This is a genomic window from Sorangium sp. So ce834 (assembly GCF_051521425.1).
GTDB lineage: Bacteria > Myxococcota_A > Polyangia > Polyangiales > Polyangiaceae > Sorangium > Sorangium cellulosum_D.
Genome location: NZ_CP150351.1, coordinates 6,401,518 through 6,420,300, shown reverse-complemented (window position 1 = coordinate 6,420,300; position 18,783 = coordinate 6,401,518). Strand labels below are relative to the sequence as shown.

The window sequence follows — 18,783 nt, the reverse complement described above, 5'->3', positions numbered from 1 at the left end:
CGGGCTGAAGGATGCCGCAAGCGCGGGCTGCCTCCGCCGGCCGCGCCCGGCCGCGCGCGGCGCGACTGCGTCCGCGACGCTGCCGTCCAGCGAGGGCGCGGCGCGCGCGGCCGGGAGCGGCGCGGAGGCATCCGGGCCCGCGGCCGGCGCGCTCACGCGCCGACTTGATAGACGCGCTGGTAGCCCGCCTCGACGTCGGTGATCGTCACCTCGACGATGCCGTGCGAGGTGATCGCGTACTGCTCCTCGATCAGCGGCCCCTCGTCGCTCATGCGCTGCACGGGCACCGCGCCGAGCTCGGCGGCGCGCTCGCGGAGCCGCCGGTCGAAGGGGAACACGACCTCGTTGAACGCCGTGATGTCGCCGTGGGGCACGCCGAGCCGGTCGAGCGCGGCGCACTCGACGAACCGGTAGCGGCCGACGTTGTGCGCCGCCCGGTACACGCGCCGCGAGACCACCGGCGCCTCGTGGCTCGACGGGACGCGCGCCTCCCGGTCGAAGATCGGGTCGAACACCACCTCCTCCCCGCCGCTGCTCTCCCGGAACACCCCGAAGTGGCGCGACAGCCGGTCGGACAGCTCGAAGCCCGCGTCCTCGTCGACGGCGATGGCGAGCCCCATCGCGATCGCCGCCGAGGGGTAGGGGGAGCGATGGACGCGGCGCCCGAAGCGCTCGCGCAGCGTCCGCGCGACGATGGGCAGCGAGCTCGCGCCGCCGACGACGTAGATCCCCGCGATGTCGGCGAGCGCCTCTCCCGCGCTGGCGTCGAGGCGCGCGATCACCGGATCCATCGCGGTGATCGTCGCCTCCACGAGCGGCACGCACCGGTCGTAGAAGTCGGAGGCCGAGATCGTCACCTCGTGGGCGGGCGCGAGGTCGCCGAGGCACGCCTCCAGGTCGATCACGATCCGCCGGGAGTTCGGGTTGAGCCGCTCCTTCGCCTCGCGGCACTGGTCCGCGAGCGCCGCGAGCGCGCGCGCCGGCAGCGCCTCGCGCTCGATCTTGGCCGCGGCGAGCGCCATCTCGCTCAGCGCGGCGTCGAAGTCGTCGCCGCCGAGGTGGTTCAGCCCCGCGGTCGCCACGGCGTCGTGGCTCCGCCCGGTCATGTGGACCAGGGAGGCGTCGAACGTGCCGCCCCCGAGGTCGTACACGACGATGTGCTCGCGCTTCGACGTGATGGTGCTGCGGTAGCGGTGCGTGTACTCGAAGCCGGCGGCCGAGGGCTCGTTCAGGAGCGCGATGACCTCGAAGCCGGCGCGGCGGAAGGCGTCGAGCGTCACGAAGCGCTGCGTCCCGTGCGCGTTCGCCGGGGTCGCCACGACGCAGATGAGGCGCCCGTCGTCGTCCTTCTTCTTGGGCCGGTTCGACCGGTGCAGCACCGCGTCGCGGAGCGACCGCAGGAACAGGGTGAGGAGATCGAGCACCCGGAGCTTCGTCCCGCCGATCTCGACCTCGAAGTCGGGCGACGCGCGCGGGCCCGAGAGCACGCGCTTGAACGAGCGGAGCACGGTCCACTCCGGGTCCGAGGCGACCGCGAGGGCGTCGAAGCCGAACCGGAGCTCCCCCCGTCGCTCGGCCGCCACGGAGGGGTAGAAATCCACGGGGTCCCCCGCCGTGTCCTGGAAGCTGATGACGGGGTAGTTCCCCCGGTCGCAGCACGCGACCACGGTCCGCGTGGTCCCAAAATCGATCCCGAGTCGCAAGGCGGGTCTCCTCCGGCCCGCATGCTGCCACACTCGGCCTCCCGCGGTGCAGATCGCTGCACGCGGCCCGCGGGAATGTCGGGGAAGCGCTTTTCCAGTACACTGCCCGCGTGGACCCCTCCGGCCTGAACCTCCCGACGCCGCCGGATCAGGGCAAGCAGTCGCAGCTCCTCGGCGGCGTGATCAGCACCTCGATCGGCGTCGTCCTGCTCGCGGTGGGCCTGATCCAGCTCCTTTTCTTCTATCTCCCCGGCAAGACGCCGCGCCTGACCATCGAGCTGATCCTGATCCCGATGGGGCTCCTGTTCGGGATCCCGGGCGCGCTCGATCTGCGGCGCTCGCTCCTGAACCGCTGGGTGATGCGCCACGGCGTCCCCGCCCAGGCGGAGGTCCTGCGCCGCGACTTCACGAAGAAGCAGTACAACGGCAACCCTGTCAGCCGGCTGCGCCTCCGCGTCCTGCCGCGCGACGGGGAGCCTTACGTGGTCACGATCGAATGGATCGCCCACACCGAGCTCATGATGCTGACCCCCGGGCGCGTCGTGCCGGTGAAGGTGCACCCGACGAAGCCCCGGGCGGTCGTGATCGCCGCCTGATCGCGCGGCGCCGCGCGCCGGATCAGGGCCCGAGGCTCAGCACCGTCGGCTGGCTCGGGACGATCCGCATGCCGGGGCAGTTCGTGTTGTTCTGGAGCGACACGCTCGTCAGCTTGGTGACGGGCATGCCCCCGATCAGCACCGAGAACGAGCCGGTCACGTGCCGGACCGGCCCCATCACCGTCCCCGAGGCCACGCCCGTCGCGACGCCCGCGTTGTCGCCGTTCGACAGCGGGATCGTGGTCCCGAGGTTGTGCGTCGGCGCGCCCATCGTCAGGACCGTGTAGACCGCCGACACGCCCATCGGACCGACGCCGACGTTCGGGTACGGCACCGGCACGGGCGCAGGCGCCGGCGGCGCCGGCGTCAGGCAGACGTCCGGGAAACCCATGGACATGCCGCCCATCTGCGTGTTCACAAACATCGCCGCTCCTCCTTCAGTTCAGGTGGACCTGCTCCGCGCTGATCTTGACCACGTCGGTCGCGGTCACGAGCGCGTTCTCGCCGCGGATCTGCGCGTTGCCCTCGGCCGCGTAGTCGAGCTGCCGCGCGCGGACCTGGTCGATCTCCTCGACCGCGCGGTAGACGCGCTTGGCGCGCTGGCTGAGCCGGTCGAGCACCGCGTCGAAGGTCGACGCGACGAGCTTCACCTTGCCGAGCTCCGCCTTCACCGCGGCGCCGAAGACCTCGATCCGCTCGAGCGTGACGCGCCCGCTCAGGGCGGCGATCTCGAGCGCGGAGGACGTCACGCGCACCGCGGCGCCCGAGGCGAGGTCGACCCCCTCCTGGGCGGCGATCCCGACCTTGCCGCGGCGGGACCGGAGGACGAGATCCCCGTCGGCCGTGAGCACCGTGGGCGCCGGCGCGGGCCGCTCCAGGACCGACAGCACGAAGCTCTCTCCGCCCTCCTCGGTCGCGACGAGCACGCGATCGCCCGCCTGCGGCTCGACCAGGCAGCCCACGGCCCGCCGCGCCGCGAGCTCGGCCAGGGCCGTGCGGACGCGGACGCCGTCCGGGCCCGCCGAGATCACCTCCCCGAACTCCTGGTAGACCGCCCGCGCCTCCAGCTTGGGCGCCGCGCTATGCATCGCTGTCTCCTTTCCAGACCGTCTTGTGCCGCTCCCACCACAGCTCGGCCTCGGCGAGATCGGCGTCGTCGCCGAGCGCGCCGGCCCGCAGGAGGGGGTAGATCGCGCCGGCGTCCTTCACCCGGTGCAGGCGCGCCCGGAGCATCGTCGCGCCCGAGAGATCCGCCCCGTCCAGGATCGCGTTCGAGAAATCGGCGTACGTGAGATCGCTGCCCCGGAACACCGCGCCGGCGCACTGCGCCCGGTGCCAGATGCTCTGCGCGAGGTCGCACTCGTCGAAGCGCGCCCCGGCCGCGCTCGCCTCCACGAAGAGCGCCTGGAACAGGCGCGCCGCGCGCAGATCGGCCCCGTCGAGCCGCGCCTTGACGAACTGGGCGTTCGTCGCCTCGGCGCCGGCCATCCGGGCGCGCCTCAGGTTCGCGCCCTTGAAGTTCGTCTGGACGAGCCGCGCCCGCTCGAAATCGCACCCCTCGACGTTCGCGTCGATGAGCTGAGCCATGGAAAGGTCGGCCCCCGCGAACGCGTGGCCGGCGAGGTTCGCCTCGGTGAGCACCGCGGCCTGAAGGCGCGCCCCGGCGAGGCGGGCGCTCGCGAGATCGGCGCGGAAGAGCGCCGCCCGCCGGAGGTTCGCGCCCGAGAGATCCGCGCCCTTCAGGGTGCATTCGAGGAGCGAGGCGCGCTCGAGGTCGGCCTGCGCGAGCGTCGCCTCGTCGAGGCACGCCTTCGTGAGCGTCGCGAGCACGAGCTCCGCGCCGGCGAGCGACGCCGCCGTGAGGTCGCAGTCGGACCAGGTCGCCGCGCCCAGGTCGGCGCGGTCGAGCCTCGCCATCGTGAACCGGCTCCGCAGCGCGACGGTGTGGCGCAGCTTCGCCCCCTCGAGCGCCGCGTTCGCGAAGTCGCACGCGGTCAGCGTCGCCTCGCGCAGGGTCGCGCCCGCGAGGTTCGCGCTCCGGAACGAGGTGTTCGCGAAGCACGCGCCCCGGAGATCGGCCCCGGACAGGTCGAGCCCGCCGAGATCCTCGCCGTCGAACAGCTCCCCCTCGCGGACGCGCCGCTCGAGCTCAGCTTTGTCCATCGTCGCCCCGTTCCTGCACGTAGCGGAGGTGCTTCACGTTCGCGTCGCGGAAGCTCGTGCGCGCGTCCCCGACCATCCTCGCGCCGTCCGCGCGGAAGAGGCTCGCCTGCTCGAAGCTCGCGCCGGACACGTCGGCCCGGCCGAGCAGCGCGTCGCGCAGGTCCGCGCCCCGCGCGTCCGCGCCCGTCAGGCTCGCCCGCTCGAAGCGCGCCCCCACCGCGCGCACCCCCGCGAGCTCCGCGCCGGTCAGAACGGTCTCGCTGAGGTCGGCGGCGCTCAGGAGGGCGCCGGCGAAGCGCGCGCCCGCGAGGTTCGCGCCGCGCAGGTTCGCGGTCGTCAGATCGGCGTCGCGGAAGTCGGCCCGCGCGAAGCTCGACCCCCGCTCGGCCTTGACGACCCGCAGGTTGACGAGGCTCGCCCCGCGGAAGATGGCCCCGTCGCCCTGCGCGTCGACGAACGCCGACGCGTCGAGCCGCGCTCCGGTGAAGTCGGCCCGGCTGCAGTCGACCTCGAAGAAGTCGCACTTCACGAGCGTCGCGCCCGAGAGGTCCGCGCCGGCCAGGGAGACCTTCGAGAAGAGGAGCTGCTCGGCCCGGCAGCCGCGCAGGCCGGCCCCGTCGAGGAGCGCCTCGCCGAGGTCGGCCCCGTCGAGCGTGGCGCCCTCGAACCCGGCGCCCGACAGCGCCGCCCGCGCGAGCACCGCCCGGCCGAGATCCGCGCCCGCGAAGTCGGCCCCCGCGAGGTCGGCGCCGCCGAGGTTCGCGCCGGCGAGCGACGCCCCCCTGAACCGCGCGCCCCGCGCCCGCGCGTGGGCGAGCACCGCCCGGTCGAGGCGCGCGCGGTCGAAGCAGCACGCCTCGACGCGCGCCGACTCGAGGAACGCCTCGGAGAGATCGGCCCTCGTGAAATCGAGCCCCGACAGGTCGATCCCGGAGAGATCGCGGCCGGCCAGGCTCTCGCCGCGCCGGAGCGCCGCCTCGACCTCCTCGCGCGCGCGCCGCGCGTCCTCGGCGTCGAGCGGCGGCATCGGCTCGTTCTGGTGCACCGACTGCCGGTACGCCTCCTTGAGCTGCTCCTCGATGGCGGCGAGCTTCGCCGCGAGATCGGGGTCCTCGAGCTTGCGGTGCACCTCCTCGGGCATCTCGACCCCGGTCCGCTCGGACAGCTCCCGGAGGCCGCGGAGCGTCGCGAGCTCCTGCTCGGCGCTCCACTTCGGCGGCCCGAGCGACCGCCGGCGCGCGCTCTCCAGCGCCGCGTCCGCGTCGACCCCCGCGGCGCGGCACTGCTCGCGGAGCTCGTCCATCGCCTGCGCGCGCCGCGCCTCGGCCTCCTTCAGGATCGCGGCGGTGCGCCGGTCGACCTCGTCCATGAGCTCCGCGAGATCGCCGGTCTCCATCGCCTCGTCCAGCGGGGGCTCCTCGGGGAGCGAGGCGTCGGGGTCGACCCCGAGCGCGCGCACCTGCTCCCGGGCGCGCTCGAGCTCGAGCTTGATCCGCCGCTCGAGGTTCGCCTCGAGCGACCCCTCGCGCTCGAGCAGGAGCGCCACGTCCTTGCCGCTGCTCGGCTTGAGCACCGCGAGCCCCTCGGGCAAGAGGTCGCGGTCGCGCAGCGCGTGGAGCGGCCCGCGCTGCTTGTCGAGCCGCTTCTCCCGCACCTCCTCGTAGCGCTCGCGCGGGGCGGGGCGCCCGATCCGGTCGAGGCCGACGAGGACCTCGGTCACCTCGAGCTCGTCGTCGGTCGCGGCCGGGAACACGCCGCGCCACACCAGGGCGACGCGCTCGACGTGCGGGAACAGCCAGACCGTGTCGCAGTGCATCGGGACGTCGGCGAGCCGGTCGTCGGACCGCGTCCTGACGAACGCGCGCGCGGCCAGGCCGGGGAGCGACCCCTCGAGCCGCGGCTGGTCCGGGTGCATGTGCTCGACGACGAACGCCTCGTCGCCGCGGAAGTACCCGGGCAGCCACTGGTCCTCGGGCGCCATGCTGAAGAAGCGCGGGTCGAAGTCGTCCGGGAGCTCGGGGTAGCGCGTCTTCAGCCAGCGCTGGCCGTACGTGCCGGCGCGCCCGATCCGGGGCTCCCAGGTGAGGTCGACGGGCCCGAAGCCGGCCGGCGGCGGCGCGTCGCCGGGCGACGTGACGAGCTTCCCGGGCCACTCGACGTTGGGCAGCGGGTGGATCGCCTGGCCGCCCGCGGCCACGGGCCTCGCCCCCTTGCCGGCGGGGTTGCGCGGGTCGCCCTCGCCGCCGAACGCGTTCGCCCAGGAGATCCGCACCTTCCGGAAGGGGACCGGCTCCGACGGGCCGGTGGTCTGCCAGACGCGGTCGCCGATCACGTAGAGGCGCTTGTCGATCGGGCCGAGCGCGACCCGGACCTGCCGGGCGATCACCGGCTCGGGCGAGAAGGCGTAGCCCTCGACGAGCACCTCGCCGCTGACCTTGGGCAGGCCCGGGTCGAACGTGCTCGACCCTTCCTCGGCGAACGTCCTGGCGAGGTCGGCGTCGTTGAGCAGGCTGGGGCCGCCGTCGCCGAGCTGGAAGGCGGCGGTCACCGACAGGCAGCCCCGGCCGGGGAGGCCGATCGCCTGGACCCGGACCATCGGCAGGAGGCCTGCGGGCTTGAGGGTGCGCACGGGGAGAGCCTCCGGGGGTCAGTTGATGAGCTGGATCGCGGACCGGGACAGGAGCGCGTTGCTCATGAGGACGATCGTCGGCGTCTGCACCATGAAGGTGGTGCCCGCGCTGAACATGAAGCCGACGTCGGCCTTCTGGATGTTCATCGCTGCCTTCCGGAGATCGGTGACCTTGTTGATCTCGGCCTTCCAGCCGTTCGTGTACGAGAAGTTCCCCGAGAAGGCCCCGCTGATGAAGAGCCCCGCCTTGAGGTCGAGCTGCGCGGCGAGGGTGATGCTCGCCGAGGCGGCGAGGCTGAGCTTGAGGTCGCCCGAGATGTTGATGACCTTGGTGATGCCGTGGGTGAACTCGGTCTTGTCGGCGTTCACGTTCTTGAACGACGCGCCGAGGATGTTGACCGTCTCGGTCGCGCCCCGCGTCGTGAGCGGCCCCTCGGCGATGATGTTCATCGCCCCGTGGGCGAGCACGTCGACGGTCGACGCCTCGCTCTGGAAGACGGCCGGCCCGGCGCTCTTGAGCTCCATGCCCTCGTCGGTCTGCACCTTGATGTCGCCGCCGGTCACGAGGACCTTGTAGCTGCCGGCCTTGACCGTCGTCGTGGTGTCGCCCTGGACGGTGGTCTGCAGGGTGCCCGTGTCGACGTCGGTGAAGAGGTTGCCGCTCGTCACGTGGAGCCACGTGTCGCCCTTGACCTCGGTGTACGAGGAGCCGGACTCGACGTAGAGCTCGTGGATCCCGCTCTGGACGTGGGTGATCCAGTTGTCCTTGACGGTGATGTTCCAGGAGCCGCCGCCGCGCAGACCCACGTTGAGATCGAAGGTCTTGCCGGAGTCGAGGAGCGCGTTGTCGTCGGTCTTGGCGATGAGCTCGTGGCCCTCGTTCGGCGAGCCCATGCGCAGGTACGTGTTCGAGTAGGGCGTCGACATGGTGACGCGCTGCTGGCCGGCCATGTCCTCGAGCTCGATCCGGTTGCGGCCTCCGGTCTGGATGACGTTCTTCGTGTGGTTTCCGCTGGTGACCGGGCTCGGCGTGAGCGCGTTGGGCACGACGCCCGAGATGACGGGGCGGTCGGGGTCGCCGCCGAGGAAGCTGAGCACCACCTCGGTCCCCTTGCGCAGCGGGAAGTGGAAGCCCTCGATGCCGCCGCCGTGGGGCTGCATCATCCGCACGAGCGTGGAGGCCTTGCCGCCCTTCAGGTTGCTCTCGTCGAAGTTGAACTTGACCTTGTAGCGGCCCTGGTCGTCGATCTGCGCGTACTCGGTGTCCGCCTCGCCGTCGACGACGCCGTTCTCGTAGCCGTAGATGCGTGGCCAGGGCGTGCGGCTCTGGGGCCGGAGCTGCGTGCTGGCCGGGATGGCGACGATCTCGACGAAGTAGACCTCGTCGTGCGCGAGGTCGACGAGCTCCTTGAAGAGCGGGTCGCCCATGGCCTGGTTGCCGTGGTGGTGCGCCTCGACGGTGAGGTGCTTGCCGTTGAGCGTGGCGCGCGGGTGGTCTTCGAGCTCGAACGTGGTTCCCGGCCGCAGGTGCGTCCGGGTGCCCGAGGCGTGGGAGAGCACCTGCCGCGCGAGCATCTCCTCGGCGCGGATCCTGGCGAGGCGAGCGCCGGCGGCCGGCGTGAAGAAGCGCTCGCCGTAGAGGCTCACCTCGCCGACCCCGTTCGGCGCGACGCTCGCGGCGCCGGCGACGTCGAGGTTGGGTCGGGCGTAGTCGTAGTCCTTGAGCTTGATCTTGGCCGGGAGGGTCTTGTGCCTGCAGGTGAAGCTGCGGAACGACGCCCCCGCGCTGTGGTCGTGGCCGATCCGCGGGTGGTAGCGGACCGGCTGGCCGACCGGGTCGTCCGGGTACGACTTGCCGTCGCAGACGATGAGCTTCTCGCCTTCGGGGCGGTGCTCGAAGTAGTAGTAGATGCCTTCGCGCTCCATCCACCGCGAGAGGAAGTCGAGGTCGCTCTCGCGGTATTGCGTGATGTGCTCCTCGACCTCGTACTTGCCGAGCCTGAGCTCGAACTCATTCGTGCTGAGCCCGTTGTCCTCGAGGACCGCCTTGATGACGTCGGGCAGCGTCATCTTGGTGAAGACGCGGCTGTGCCTGGAGAGGCCGAGCTGCCAGATCTCCGGGACGAGGAGGGCGCGGACGAGCGCGCGGCCGTCGAGCTCGTGGAGCAGCTCCACGCTGGCGAAGAGCCCGGCGAACACGAAGGGGGGGAGCAGATCCGTCGCGCGATCGATGACGAGCGCCGCCTTGCCGCCGATCGCGTCGCCGAGGTCGAAGCCCTCGCCCTCGGCGTCCTGGAGGGCGAGGAAGATCTCGATCTCGTAGGGGGTCGAGATCGCCTCGACGCCGCGGAAGCCGACGACGCGCGCGGACGAGGGGAGCACGCTCGAGGAGATGGAGATGAGGTCTTTCATGCCCGGTGTGCGGCGCGCGGCGAAGGGCGCCGAGCCTCGGAACCTACCACCGACCGGATCGTTCTCGGAAGAGGACGCGCCATGTGGCACAAAGCTTGCTGGTTCTGTTAAAGCAAAATTTGCTGAATGACCGCGGGCGTCGGCCAGGCGTCACAGGCGGGGGGGTTGGATCGTCGTCAGGTGGAGGGGCTTGCGGGCCCAGGACAAGGAGAGCCACTGTGAGCGACAGAACCGCTGTGAAATATGAGCAGGAGATCCCGGACGTGCTGCAGGCGCTGGCCGGCGTGCACCAGGCGATGGGCAGGCACGGCTTCGACAGGAAGATCATCCACCTCGTGCAGCTGCGCGCGTCGCAGGTCAACCAGTGCGCCTTCTGCGTGAAGATGCACACGCGGGAGGCGCGCCAGGACGGCGAGACGAACGAGCGGCTGGACCGGGTGATCGTGTGGGAGCACGTCAGCGATTTCAGCGAGCGCGAGCGGGCCGCGCTCGCCTGGACCGAAGCGCTGACCGTCCTCGACCGGCGGACCGACTATGCGGCCTTGCGCACGCGGCTGCGGGAGCACTTCTCGGAGCAGGAGATCGGCGTCCTGACCTCCGCCGTCGCCATGATCAACCTGTGGAACCGCATCCAGGTGTCGAGGCACTGAGATGGCGCACGAGGACGACGTCTCGGCGTTCGAGGCCACGAGGCCCATGCTCCTCGGCCTCGCTTACCGCATCCTCGGCTCGCGCGCGGAGGCCGAGGACGCGGTGCAGGACACGTACCTGAAATGGCGGAGCGCCGACAGGAGCGCGATCGAGAACCCGGCCTCGTGGCTCACGACCCTGTGCACGCGCCGGTGCATCGATCTCCTGCGGGCCGCCCGAAACGCGCGTGTCGACTACGTGGGGGCCTGGCTGCCAGAGCCGATCCACGCGTCGACCGAGGGCGAGCCCGGCGAGCGGCTGTCGCTCGCGGCGTCGCTCCAGACGGCGTTCCTGCTGGTGCTCGAGCGCCTCACCCCGAAGGAGCGGGCGGCGTACCTGCTCCACGAGGTCTTCGACGTGTCCTATCCCGAGATCGCGGCGACGCTCGGTCTCCAGGAGACCACGTGCCGCAAGCTGGTGTCGCGGGCGCGCGCGAACGTGGCGCAATCGAAGGTGCGGCACACCACCCCGCTGGACCGGCAGGAGCAGCTGCTCGCCGCCTTCCAGGCGGCCGTGGCGAGCGGCGGCACGGAGCAGCTGTCGGCGCTGCTCTCGGACGAGGTCGAGCTCTGCGCCGACGGGGGGGGCAAGGTGCCGACCGTGCGCGAGGTCCTGCGGGGCAAGGCCGAGGTGCTCGAGTTCGTCGGCCGCGCCCTCCACGCGTACTGGGGCGACTACACGTGGGAGGCGACGGACATCAACGGGGGCCGGGGCGTCGTCCTGTGGAAGGACGACGCGGCCGTGGCCTGCGTGTCGTTCGCCTACGACGAGCAAGGCGCGGCGACGAACGTCTACATCGTGCGCAATCCTGACAAGCTGGCCCGCCTGGGCGAGGGCGGAGGCGTCGCGCGGGGCGAGGGCGGAGGCGTCGTGCGGGGCGAGGGCGGAGGCGTCGCGCGGGGCGGAGGTGCGGTCGCGGGGTGACGGCGGAGGCGCGCCGGGCGTCACCTGACCTGGGTTGACCCGCCTCACCGGGTTAACCCGCGGACCAACCCGCGGACCCGGGTTGACCCGCACCCCACCCGACCCAGGTTGACCCTCACCCGACCCAGGTTGACCCTCACCCGACCCAGGTTGACCATCATCCGGCCCCGACCCAGCTTGGTGCGCGTCACCCGACCGGGGTTACCCCGCGGGCGAAACTCCCGGCGCCGGCGCGATCGACCCAGGTTGAGCCATCAATCCGGGTGCTTCGACCGGCGACGGAACAGTCGCGGTCGGTCAAGCAGAGACTCGGCGGCTTGGCTCTGCGCCATGCGCGCTCGGTGCGGCGTGACGCATGCGAAGCCATTCGCGGAATGCTGCATCGCGGACCCGCCACCCGCTCCGCCCCCGCCACCCGCAGTTTCCCAGGACCGTGCGGAGAGGTGTCCCCCTCCTACCCGTCTCGCTCTCTCGCTCCGCGTGCGGTGCTATCCCGTGAGCACCGCGTCATTGACGCAGGCGCCGTGAAATGTACGCATCCACCATGTGCCCACCGGGAATAAAACGCTGCGCACGCCAGCACGCCATCGTTCGAGCGCAGTACGGTACGACGCGCGAAACGCACGTACGGCGGCAGCAGCGGTTCGCCAGGCGTCGCCCTGGTCACGGCCGACGGCGAACGTTGGATTGCGCCCGCGCAGGTCCTCGGAGCTTGTGGCTCGCTCATAGGGGGAGTTCTTGGTGACTTGCTCGGCGCCCAAGAAGCGGAGCCCTCTCCGCTCCACGTCCGCATGCGCCAGCTCTTCTTGGCGCTCGAGCTCAGCTGCGACTTGACGGCGAAGGCTCTCCGCATCCTCCGGCGCAATGTCCGGCGGCAGCGCCAGCGGGAGCGTCGCTTCCTCGACCCACTGCGGGTTCGCCGGATCGAGATACACCGAGGGACGTGTCGCGCGCAGCACGCCACAGCCGAGCTCACCCACATGCACCTTGACACCCGGCCATTCCGTCGCATGCCGGACCAGACCAGCGGCCACTGGGTTCGCGAGCACGTAAGCAATCTTTTCCACCACCGCCGCCGGCGTCATCAGCCGTACCACGCTCGTGGCCTCGTGGTCCCATACGGGACCTTCCCACTTGCGCAGCACCTTCGTCCCCAGAGCGACGAGGCGGTGAAAATACTGCAAGAAGCGCGGCAGTACGCCCTGTACATCGGTCACCACGAGGTGCAGATGCGTCGACATTGCGCAAAGAGCGTGAACCTCGACGCCGTAGCGGCGGGTTGAGACTGCGAGGGCGTAGACCAAGAGCTGGTTGATGGCCGCATCGGGGCGCAACAGGAAATGACGGCGTAGGATGCGACGGGTGACCAGGTAGGTTGCGCCGGCAGCGATCTCGCGAGGCTGGCTCATGGTCGGAGTGCAGAGGCAAGCGCGGTGCCGTGAGTCGCTGTGAATCATTTCAAGGGGTTACCATCGCGCGGTGGGTGGCGGCCGCGGATTCCGCCGCTTTCCGCCACCCTGGGCTGAAGCGCGGCACCATGCCTATCCGCGCTGCGTCGTGTTTCGCAATCTGCACGCGCTAGGCGTCGCCAACCTGGATCGCGTCGACAATTGGGCGGGCGTTGCCAACCTGGGTTGGGTGGTCGTGGCCAACCCGGGTCAAGTGGCCGACCCGGGGCGGAGCGCCACAACGCGAGGTCAACCCGGGGCGGACCGCCGGTGGTCGTGGCCAACCCGGGTCAAGTGGCCGACGCGAGGTCAACCCGGGTCGGAGCGCCAACCCGGGTCGGAGCGCCAACCGGCTCGGAGCGGAGCGCCCAACCCGGGTCGGGTCCCGCGCGGGTCCGGTCCCGGGTCCCGCGCTATTTCCTCTCGCCCGGCTTGTCGCTCTTGGCATCGCCGCCACCGCTCTCCTGGATGGAGGGCGGCGGGTCCGACTGGACTGTCTTCGCGTCGCCGGGCTCCAGCGTCACCATCATCGTCCGGTTGCCGCGCTCCGGGTCCACGAACGTCACCTCGTGTGTCCCCGGCGCGACCTTGCGCCCCGTGATCGGCGTCGTCCCGATGGGCTTACCGTCCAGCAGGATCTCGGTCGGCTGCGCCGAGACCACGTCGAGCATCGGCGCGTCGTCCAGCGGAGGCTCGGGCTCAGGCTCGGGCTGGGCGGCGATCGGCGCGGGCCGCGGAGGCTCCGGCGGGGGCTTCGGTGCCCCGCCGCAGCCGGCGAGCGGGATGACGAGGAGAAGAGCGGCAACACGGAGCATGCGCGGAGGCTAGACACGAAATCTCGCGCGAGGAAATGGCCCGTCGCCATCGCGCACGCGCCGCGAGCGCCTGGAGCCCGAACGTTGCCTTGTGCGACCGGCCCAGGTACCCCTGGTCGCCATGTCGACCGTGGCGATCCGCGGAACGGGGAACCCGCGACAGCCGACGGAGCACGTCGACTGCGCGTCGACGGCGAACCCCAGCAGGACCCGCGAGCACGCCGCGGACGCCAGTATCCCGTTTTCTGATGAGGCGGTACATTTCGACAAATTTTGCCGAGGACACGTCGCCCTCCGCGAGCTCGTGGCCTCCTGCGTCGAGTGGTCTCTCGACCCCCTGTCCCTGGAGGGGCGCGCCCTTGCGCTCGAGGAGCGCCTCCGCATCGACGAGGGCCTCGTGACGACCGCGTTCCTCCACGCCCTCATGGCCGTGCGCGACGTCGAGGTCGACCGCATCAAGACGCGCTGCACCCGCTGCGCGCTCCCCGAAGGGTGGCTGATGTCTGGCTGCGCGTACCACAACCTCGACCGCGGCAGCGGCCCGCGCACCACGACCTCGGTGATCCGCGCGCGGCGCCTTGCGCTCGAACCCGCCTACGTCACCGGCCAGACGACGAGGGGCGACGGAGGGCGCTGATGGCAGCGCCGTCCTCGTCGCGGCTCCGGGTGATGGGCGGCCTCGCCGTGATGGCGTTCGTCGTCCACGGCGGCAACCACGTGCGGCGGGGCTCACCGCACGACCTGCTCTGGATGTGCAACGTCGCGCCGCTCCTGCTCGCGGTCGGCTGCTTCCTCGCCAAGCCGGATCTCGCCGCGATCGCAGCGCTGTGGCTCGCCTTCGGCACGCCCATCTGGCTGCTCGACATCGCGACGGGCAGCGGGCTCATCCTGACCACGTTCCTGCCGCACGTGCTCTGCCCGATCCTCGCCGTCCTCGCGGTGCGGGAGTTGGGGCTCCCGCACCGCGCCTGGCTCAAGGCCACCGCGGCGCTGCTCGCCTTGATAGGGCTCACGCGCGCGCTCACGCCGGCCGAGACGAACGTCAACCTCTCCCGCCGTGTCTGGGCGGGCTGGGAGGCGCTGTTCCCGCGCTACGATCTGTACTTCGCCCTCGTTGCAGCCGCGGCGGCGCTCACCTTCCTCGCGATCGATCGCGCGCTCGCGGCGTGGCTCGGCCCGCCGCGCCGGGGCGCCGCGGGCGGCACGACCCGCGGGGCGAGCACCACCTGACGCGCGATCTCCTCACGCGACCGAATCACGTCCGGCGAACCCAGCCGCAGCGCGCGAGCTGAAGACGGCGACCCTGCGCGACGAGGTCCCGCACGATGACCCCCGGACGCGGCGCTGCGCGAGCGCGAACTTCCTCAAGACGACGCCGCGAGCGGACTGCGGCGCCCCGGCCTGGGCGCGGTGCTTCACCGATGACGTGCTCATCCGTGAGGTCTTCATGAACAGCGACGCCAAGCTCGCCGATGCCTTCGTTCGAGACCTACGGCCCGCGCCCCGCCGGGACATGCTGCGGCTGCTCGATGTCACGGGCGGCCTGCGGCACTGGCGGCGAGGCCTGCGCGCGGCGCGCAACGCGCTCGCGCCGCACGAGCGGCTGCGCGCGTCGAGCCCTCTTCGCGACGTGTCCCCGGATGCGGCGCCGGATTTCTGGTGGTGCGTTCGGAGCCCGAGCGAGCGGGCCCGGCAGCTCAGGGCTCGTACGCCTGCGCGATGGTCTCGATCATCCGCGGGATCGCGACGGAGATGAGGATCCCGAGGTTCGCCCGCTTGTTGTCCACCAGCATGCCCTGGAGCAGCTTGCCGTGGTTGACCACCACCACGGTGTGGTTGCCCGCCATGTCGAGCATGTAATACCGCCCGAGGGGCGGGAAATTCGAGTCGCGCAGCGAGCTGTCCAGCTCCTCGGTGATGCGCGTGAAGAGGGCCACCGCCACGGGCTGCTGGTTGAAGCCGGCGAGCGACAGGCCCGCCGTGCGCTCCCAGATGTCGCTGGCGAGCAGCCCGTCGCGAAGGATGTTGCGGAGGTCGTGGACTGCCGCCTCGAGGACTTTGGTGTCGATCATCGTGCTTCCGTCGCTCCTGGGCGCGCGCGCCCGCATTGAAAATTCGGATGTATCACAGCCCGCGCACGGTCGTCTCGAGCGCCTCCTTCAGCTGCTCGAGCGCCCGCGTGGAGAGAGCCTCGTCGCCCACGGTCCCGAGGCAGAAGCCGCCGCGCGCCGTGCGCGTCTCGACCCAGGACATCATCTGCGCGCCCAGCCAGAGCGCGCCCGCCGTGGCGTCGACGCCAGGGACGGTGCGCACGCCGACAAGCGCCGAGAGCAGCGGGCCCACGAGCGACACGTGCGCCTCCGAGATGCCGTGCGCCGCCAGCGTGAGGCCGTTGTCGTCGGCGACGAACGCGCCCGCGCACGCGTGGTGGGCGAGCGTCCATGCGACGAGCGCGTCGAGCCGGTCGGCCGGGTTGTCGGAGGTCTGCACGAGGCGCGGCACCTCCTTCGCCTTCGGCGCCGCCTTCACCGGCGCGGGCGCCGCCTTCGCGGGCGCGCCGGCGCGCGTCGACCCCATGGCGCTCACGAGCGCCGCGGGCTCGCGCGCAGGCGTCGCTGACACCCGCGCGAGCAGCGAGCTCACCCGCTGCGCGTCAGTCCACGAGACGGATCGGACCGTCATCCTCGCCTCCTGCCGTGGTGCCGAGGCGCTCCTCGATCTCGGCCACCAGCTTGTCGAACACCGCGGAGACCGCCGGCGGGCGGCGGCTGAGCAGGCCGAGCGGCACGCCCGCGCGGCTCGCCTGGAGGAACGTGCTGTCGCGCGGGACCGCGGTGTCGAAGACCTGGTCGCGGTAGAGCGACCACAGCTCCTCCAGCGAGGCCAGCAACACCGGATCGCGGAACGAGCTCATGGTGCCGACCACGCCGAGCAGCGAGCACGCGGAGCCGATGTCGCGGAGCCGCGCCAGGAGCTCGAGCAGCCGGGGCATGGCCCGCAGCGCGAGCGGCTCGCACTGCGCCACGGCGATGACGTTGTCCACCTCTTCCAGCGTGAGGCGCGACATCCCGCCGAGCCCGGCCGGCGTGTCGAAGAGGATCAGGTCGAAGTCGCGCTGGCTCTGCTCCAGGATGCGCCCGACGAGGTTGGCCTCGCGCGCGTTGATGGAGAAGCGATCCTCGTCGAGCGCGTCGACGGGGCCCATGGGCAGGAGACAGAGCTCCGGGAGCCGCGTCTTCACGAGCCCCTCGAGCGGGGGGCCGCCGCGCGCGAGGCTCGCGGCCAGGCCAGGGCGGTCGCTGACGCCGTCGAGCGACATGCCGATGGCGCCCTGCAGATCCGTGTCGACGAGGAGGGTCCGCGCGCCTCGGCGCGCGAAGGCGAAGGCGCAGTTGAGCGCCACGGTGGTCTTTCCGACTCCGCCCTTCAGGCTGGCGAATGCGATGGATCGGGTCATTTGGGGTATCCGAGCTTGCGTAGCTGTTCCAGGTTAGCGCGCACGAGACTCGATGCGGGGTCGAGGGTGGAGAGGTCGGTGAGCACGCGGGCCGCGTCGCTGTAGCTGCGTTCCATGAGGAGGCGCCGCGCGTCGGCGTTGAGCTGCTTGATGCGGGCCGCGCGCTGCTCGGGCGAGAAGAGCGCGACCTCGATCCGCCTCGAGGAGATCGGCGGCGGCATCTCCACGCAGCCCTCGTCGATCCGGCGGAGCGAGTCGAGCACGAGCTCCGCGAGATCCTTGAAGATGGTGCGCTCCTTCGTCGAGCCGACGGTCGGGTTGACGCGCACGCGCATCTCCGGCCGGATGAGCCGCGCGAACGCCTCCTCGCCCACGCCGAGGCCGTCGAACGCCGTCCACAGCTGGCCGCGCCGCACCTCGATGAGGCCCACGTCGCCGCTCTCGTTGCTGACCACGAGGACGTGCGAGTCGCCGGACATGCAGATCATCTGCAAGAAGTCGACGGGCACGAAGTTCATCCCGATCGGCGCCGACTGCGCGCCCGCGGCGTGCCCCATGAGGACGAGCGTCTCCTCGGCGATGGGCCACGTCACGCGCGTGACGTTCATCGCGCCCGGGACCTCAACGCCCTCGTTCACGGCGAGCACCAGGCGCGCCGTGCGGCGGAGCAGCTGCGCGACGGCGTCCTCCGGCCCGCCCGGGAGCGACGGCGCGTAGATGATGAGCTCCGCGCTCTCGGCGACCTCGAGCGCCTGCTCCAGCTCCTCCCACGTGGCGGCGCCGATGGCGCTCACCGGCGTCTGCCCCGCGATGACGCGGATGCACCGCATGCGTTCGCGCAGATCGGGATCCGCGACCACGACGATCGGCATCAGCCTCCGAGGTCGCGCCGCGCTCGGCGCAGCATGACCGACGACGCCGTGTCGCCTGGGCGCATGCGCGCGCAGGCCTCGAAGGCCGCGATCGCCTCGTCGTAGCGGCGCTGCACGAACGCGGCGGTGCCGCGGGCGAACTCCTCGCGGTAGCGCCGATCCTCCTCCGTCTCGTAAACCCGCGGCGTGAACGGCGCGCTGGTGGGGGCGGGCGGCTCCGGCGCTCGCCGCACGAGCCCGCGCTCCGGCATGGTCGGCGGCGCCGGATCCGCGCTGCCCGCGGACGGCAGCGTGTCCATCTGCCGGCGCCAGGACTGCGGCGTCTTCTCGCTGAACGGCGACGCCACCTCCCGCCCCGTATAGAGGCCGACGAGCACCTGCAGCGTGCGGAGCCGCCCGAGCGGGCACATTTGCACGATGTCGTCGAACGTCGACGAGCCATCGATGTACCGCGCCACCAGGAGCGCGTCGGGCGAGCGACCCGCCGACACAGGGATGGGCCCTGCCACCTGATCGAGGCCGCCGAGCCGCTTGGCGTAGGCGCCGGCGAGGAACTCCTTGATCCGCTCGATGCTGGTCTGCAGCTCGCGATCGTCGGGGGACTCCGAGCGCGCGCGGTAAAGCACCGCCAGCGCCTCCTCGTAGCGCTTCTCACGGACCAGCCGCACGACCTCCGCCCGCACGGGTGCGCTCTTCGGGACCTCGCGGCTTTCGGGTTCCATCATCAAGGCCGATTCGTGTTGGTCTTTCACGGCACAACTCGGCAAGTTACATGCCTCGACCGCCGACCTTCAAGCGGTTTGGTTGCGCCTCCGTGGCCGCCGCCCCGCGAGCGCTGTCCACACCTGGATCGCCGTCGTTCAGGTGCGAGCGTGTGGGACCAGCCAGCGCCCCACTCTGAGAACATGGGTGCTGCGGCATGGGCCCATGTGGAGACCATGGAGACACGCACCCGGCGACGACTCTGCCCATTTCTTTAATGCGTGGCGGGTCGGCCCGCCGGCGCTGTCGGACGCCGGCCGAATAAATCGCCGGGCGATCACGATAATCGGAATGGGTGTCGCACCTTGGCGC

General features: G+C 71.5%; 18 protein-coding genes. 5 read left to right on the top strand and 13 right to left on the bottom strand.

Features of this window, described 5'->3' with window-relative positions; all coding sequences use genetic code 11:
- Positions 1-152 precede the first annotated feature (152 nt).
- Entirely contained in the window at positions 153-1,703 is a 1,551-nt protein-coding gene (locus tag WMF20_RS23250; RefSeq protein ID WP_437616802.1) for an Hsp70 family protein, read from the bottom strand.
- A 110-nt stretch (positions 1,704-1,813) separates the two neighbouring features.
- Between WMF20_RS23250 and WMF20_RS23245 the strand changes: the two genes are divergently transcribed.
- Positions 1,814-2,299, top strand: a complete 486-nt coding sequence (locus WMF20_RS23245; protein WP_129576397.1) for a hypothetical protein — start codon at positions 1,814-1,816, stop codon at positions 2,297-2,299.
- 22 nt (positions 2,300-2,321) lie between these two features.
- Here WMF20_RS23245 and WMF20_RS23240 read toward each other — a convergent pair whose 3' ends face one another.
- Genes WMF20_RS23240 through WMF20_RS23220 form a run of 5 tightly spaced genes read right to left on the bottom strand, consistent with a single transcriptional unit; the run spans position 2,322 to position 9,503 of the window.
- Complete coding sequence (locus WMF20_RS23240; RefSeq protein ID WP_437564079.1) at positions 2,322-2,723, bottom strand: DUF4150 domain-containing protein; 402 nt, start codon at positions 2,721-2,723, stop codon at positions 2,322-2,324.
- Positions 2,724-2,736: 13 nt separating this feature from the next.
- Positions 2,737-3,387, bottom strand: coding sequence for a DUF3540 domain-containing protein (locus tag WMF20_RS23235; RefSeq protein WP_129576395.1), 651 nt, complete (start codon positions 3,385-3,387; stop codon positions 2,737-2,739).
- Positions 3,380-4,462 carry a pentapeptide repeat-containing protein gene (locus tag WMF20_RS23230; protein ID WP_437616801.1) on the bottom strand — a complete coding sequence of 361 codons (1,083 nt, stop codon included), beginning with the start codon at positions 4,460-4,462 and terminating at the stop codon, positions 3,380-3,382. The genes WMF20_RS23235 and WMF20_RS23230 overlap by 8 nt, the downstream gene beginning before the upstream one ends.
- A complete protein-coding gene (locus WMF20_RS23225; RefSeq protein WP_437616800.1) occupies positions 4,449-7,091 on the bottom strand; it encodes a DUF2169 domain-containing protein in 2,643 nt (880 codons plus the stop codon). Before WMF20_RS23225 ends, WMF20_RS23230 begins: the two co-directional genes overlap by 14 nt.
- Before the next feature lie 18 nt (positions 7,092-7,109).
- Positions 7,110-9,503: a type VI secretion system Vgr family protein gene (locus WMF20_RS23220; RefSeq protein ID WP_437616799.1), complete on the bottom strand. Its 2,394-nt coding sequence runs from the start codon at positions 9,501-9,503 to the stop codon at positions 7,110-7,112.
- 218 nt (positions 9,504-9,721) lie between these two features.
- On the opposite strand from WMF20_RS23220, the gene WMF20_RS23215 reads away from it, so the two are divergent.
- Both WMF20_RS23215 and sigJ read left to right on the top strand, forming a co-directional pair.
- Positions 9,722-10,153, top strand: coding sequence for a carboxymuconolactone decarboxylase family protein (locus WMF20_RS23215; protein ID WP_437616798.1), 432 nt, complete (start codon positions 9,722-9,724; stop codon positions 10,151-10,153).
- Between the two features lies 1 nt (position 10,154).
- Positions 10,155-11,117, top strand: coding sequence for an RNA polymerase sigma factor SigJ (gene sigJ, locus WMF20_RS23210; protein ID WP_437616797.1), 963 nt, complete (start codon positions 10,155-10,157; stop codon positions 11,115-11,117).
- 488 nt (positions 11,118-11,605) lie between these two features.
- Here sigJ and WMF20_RS23205 read toward each other — a convergent pair whose 3' ends face one another.
- Positions 11,606-12,526, bottom strand: a complete 921-nt coding sequence (locus WMF20_RS23205; RefSeq protein WP_437616796.1) for a transposase — start codon at positions 12,524-12,526, stop codon at positions 11,606-11,608.
- Between the two features lie 452 nt (positions 12,527-12,978).
- A complete protein-coding gene (locus WMF20_RS23200) occupies positions 12,979-13,380 on the bottom strand; it encodes a PEGA domain-containing protein (protein WP_437616795.1) in 402 nt (133 codons plus the stop codon).
- A 121-nt stretch (positions 13,381-13,501) separates the two neighbouring features.
- On the opposite strand from WMF20_RS23200, the gene WMF20_RS23195 reads away from it, so the two are divergent.
- Positions 13,502-14,017, top strand: a complete 516-nt coding sequence (locus WMF20_RS23195; protein ID WP_437616794.1) for a hypothetical protein — start codon at positions 13,502-13,504, stop codon at positions 14,015-14,017.
- Positions 14,017-14,610 (top strand): hypothetical protein, encoded by a 594-nt coding sequence (locus WMF20_RS23190; RefSeq protein WP_437616793.1) that lies wholly within the window; start codon positions 14,017-14,019, stop codon positions 14,608-14,610. The genes WMF20_RS23195 and WMF20_RS23190 overlap by 1 nt, the downstream gene beginning before the upstream one ends.
- Positions 14,611-15,077: 467 nt before the next feature.
- Here the strand turns inward: WMF20_RS23190 and WMF20_RS23185 are convergent, their stop codons facing one another.
- The 5 genes from WMF20_RS23185 to WMF20_RS23165 are packed head-to-tail and all read right to left on the bottom strand — an operon-like array spanning position 15,078 to position 18,434.
- Complete coding sequence (locus WMF20_RS23185) at positions 15,078-15,452, bottom strand: hypothetical protein (protein WP_020736711.1); 375 nt, start codon at positions 15,450-15,452, stop codon at positions 15,078-15,080.
- A gap of 52 nt (positions 15,453-15,504) precedes the next feature.
- Complete coding sequence (locus WMF20_RS23180; protein ID WP_437616792.1) at positions 15,505-16,062, bottom strand: hypothetical protein; 558 nt, start codon at positions 16,060-16,062, stop codon at positions 15,505-15,507.
- Positions 16,034-16,837: a ParA family protein gene (locus WMF20_RS23175; protein WP_129576385.1), complete on the bottom strand. Its 804-nt coding sequence runs from the start codon at positions 16,835-16,837 to the stop codon at positions 16,034-16,036. Before WMF20_RS23175 ends, WMF20_RS23180 begins: the two co-directional genes overlap by 29 nt.
- Positions 16,834-17,709, bottom strand: coding sequence for a DUF4388 domain-containing protein (locus WMF20_RS23170; RefSeq protein WP_129576384.1), 876 nt, complete (start codon positions 17,707-17,709; stop codon positions 16,834-16,836). Before WMF20_RS23170 ends, WMF20_RS23175 begins: the two co-directional genes overlap by 4 nt.
- Positions 17,709-18,434, bottom strand: coding sequence for a tetratricopeptide repeat protein (locus tag WMF20_RS23165; protein WP_129576383.1), 726 nt, complete (start codon positions 18,432-18,434; stop codon positions 17,709-17,711). The genes WMF20_RS23170 and WMF20_RS23165 overlap by 1 nt, the downstream gene beginning before the upstream one ends.
- Between the last annotated feature and the right edge of the window lie 349 nt (positions 18,435-18,783).

What these genes read in the sequence shown, in the direction of transcription:
- WMF20_RS23240 (WP_437564079.1), bottom strand. Translation starts at nt 2,723, where the DNA reads ATGTTTGTGAACACGCAGATGGGCGGCATGTCCATGGGTTTCCCGGAC.
- WMF20_RS23235 (WP_129576395.1), bottom strand. Translation starts at nt 3,387, where the DNA reads ATGCATAGCGCGGCGCCCAAGCTGGAGGCGCGGGCGGTCTACCAGGAG.
- WMF20_RS23230 (WP_437616801.1), bottom strand. Translation starts at nt 4,462, where the DNA reads ATGGACAAAGCTGAGCTCGAGCGGCGCGTCCGCGAGGGGGAGCTGTTC.
- WMF20_RS23220 (WP_437616799.1), bottom strand. Translation starts at nt 9,503, where the DNA reads ATGAAAGACCTCATCTCCATCTCCTCGAGCGTGCTCCCCTCGTCCGCG.
- sigJ (WP_437616797.1), top strand. Translation starts at nt 10,155, where the DNA reads ATGGCGCACGAGGACGACGTCTCGGCGTTCGAGGCCACGAGGCCCATG.
- WMF20_RS23205 (WP_437616796.1), bottom strand. Translation starts at nt 12,526, where the DNA reads ATGAGCCAGCCTCGCGAGATCGCTGCCGGCGCAACCTACCTGGTCACC.
- WMF20_RS23200 (WP_437616795.1), bottom strand. Translation starts at nt 13,380, where the DNA reads ATGCTCCGTGTTGCCGCTCTTCTCCTCGTCATCCCGCTCGCCGGCTGC.
- WMF20_RS23195 (WP_437616794.1), top strand. Translation starts at nt 13,502, where the DNA reads ATGTCGACCGTGGCGATCCGCGGAACGGGGAACCCGCGACAGCCGACG.
- WMF20_RS23190 (WP_437616793.1), top strand. Translation starts at nt 14,017, where the DNA reads ATGGCAGCGCCGTCCTCGTCGCGGCTCCGGGTGATGGGCGGCCTCGCC.
- WMF20_RS23185 (WP_020736711.1), bottom strand. Translation starts at nt 15,452, where the DNA reads ATGATCGACACCAAAGTCCTCGAGGCGGCAGTCCACGACCTCCGCAAC.
- WMF20_RS23180 (WP_437616792.1), bottom strand. Translation starts at nt 16,062, where the DNA reads ATGACGGTCCGATCCGTCTCGTGGACTGACGCGCAGCGGGTGAGCTCG.
- WMF20_RS23175 (WP_129576385.1), bottom strand. Translation starts at nt 16,837, where the DNA reads ATGACCCGATCCATCGCATTCGCCAGCCTGAAGGGCGGAGTCGGAAAG.
- WMF20_RS23170 (WP_129576384.1), bottom strand. Translation starts at nt 17,709, where the DNA reads ATGCCGATCGTCGTGGTCGCGGATCCCGATCTGCGCGAACGCATGCGG.
- WMF20_RS23165 (WP_129576383.1), bottom strand. Translation starts at nt 18,434, where the DNA reads ATGATGGAACCCGAAAGCCGCGAGGTCCCGAAGAGCGCACCCGTGCGG.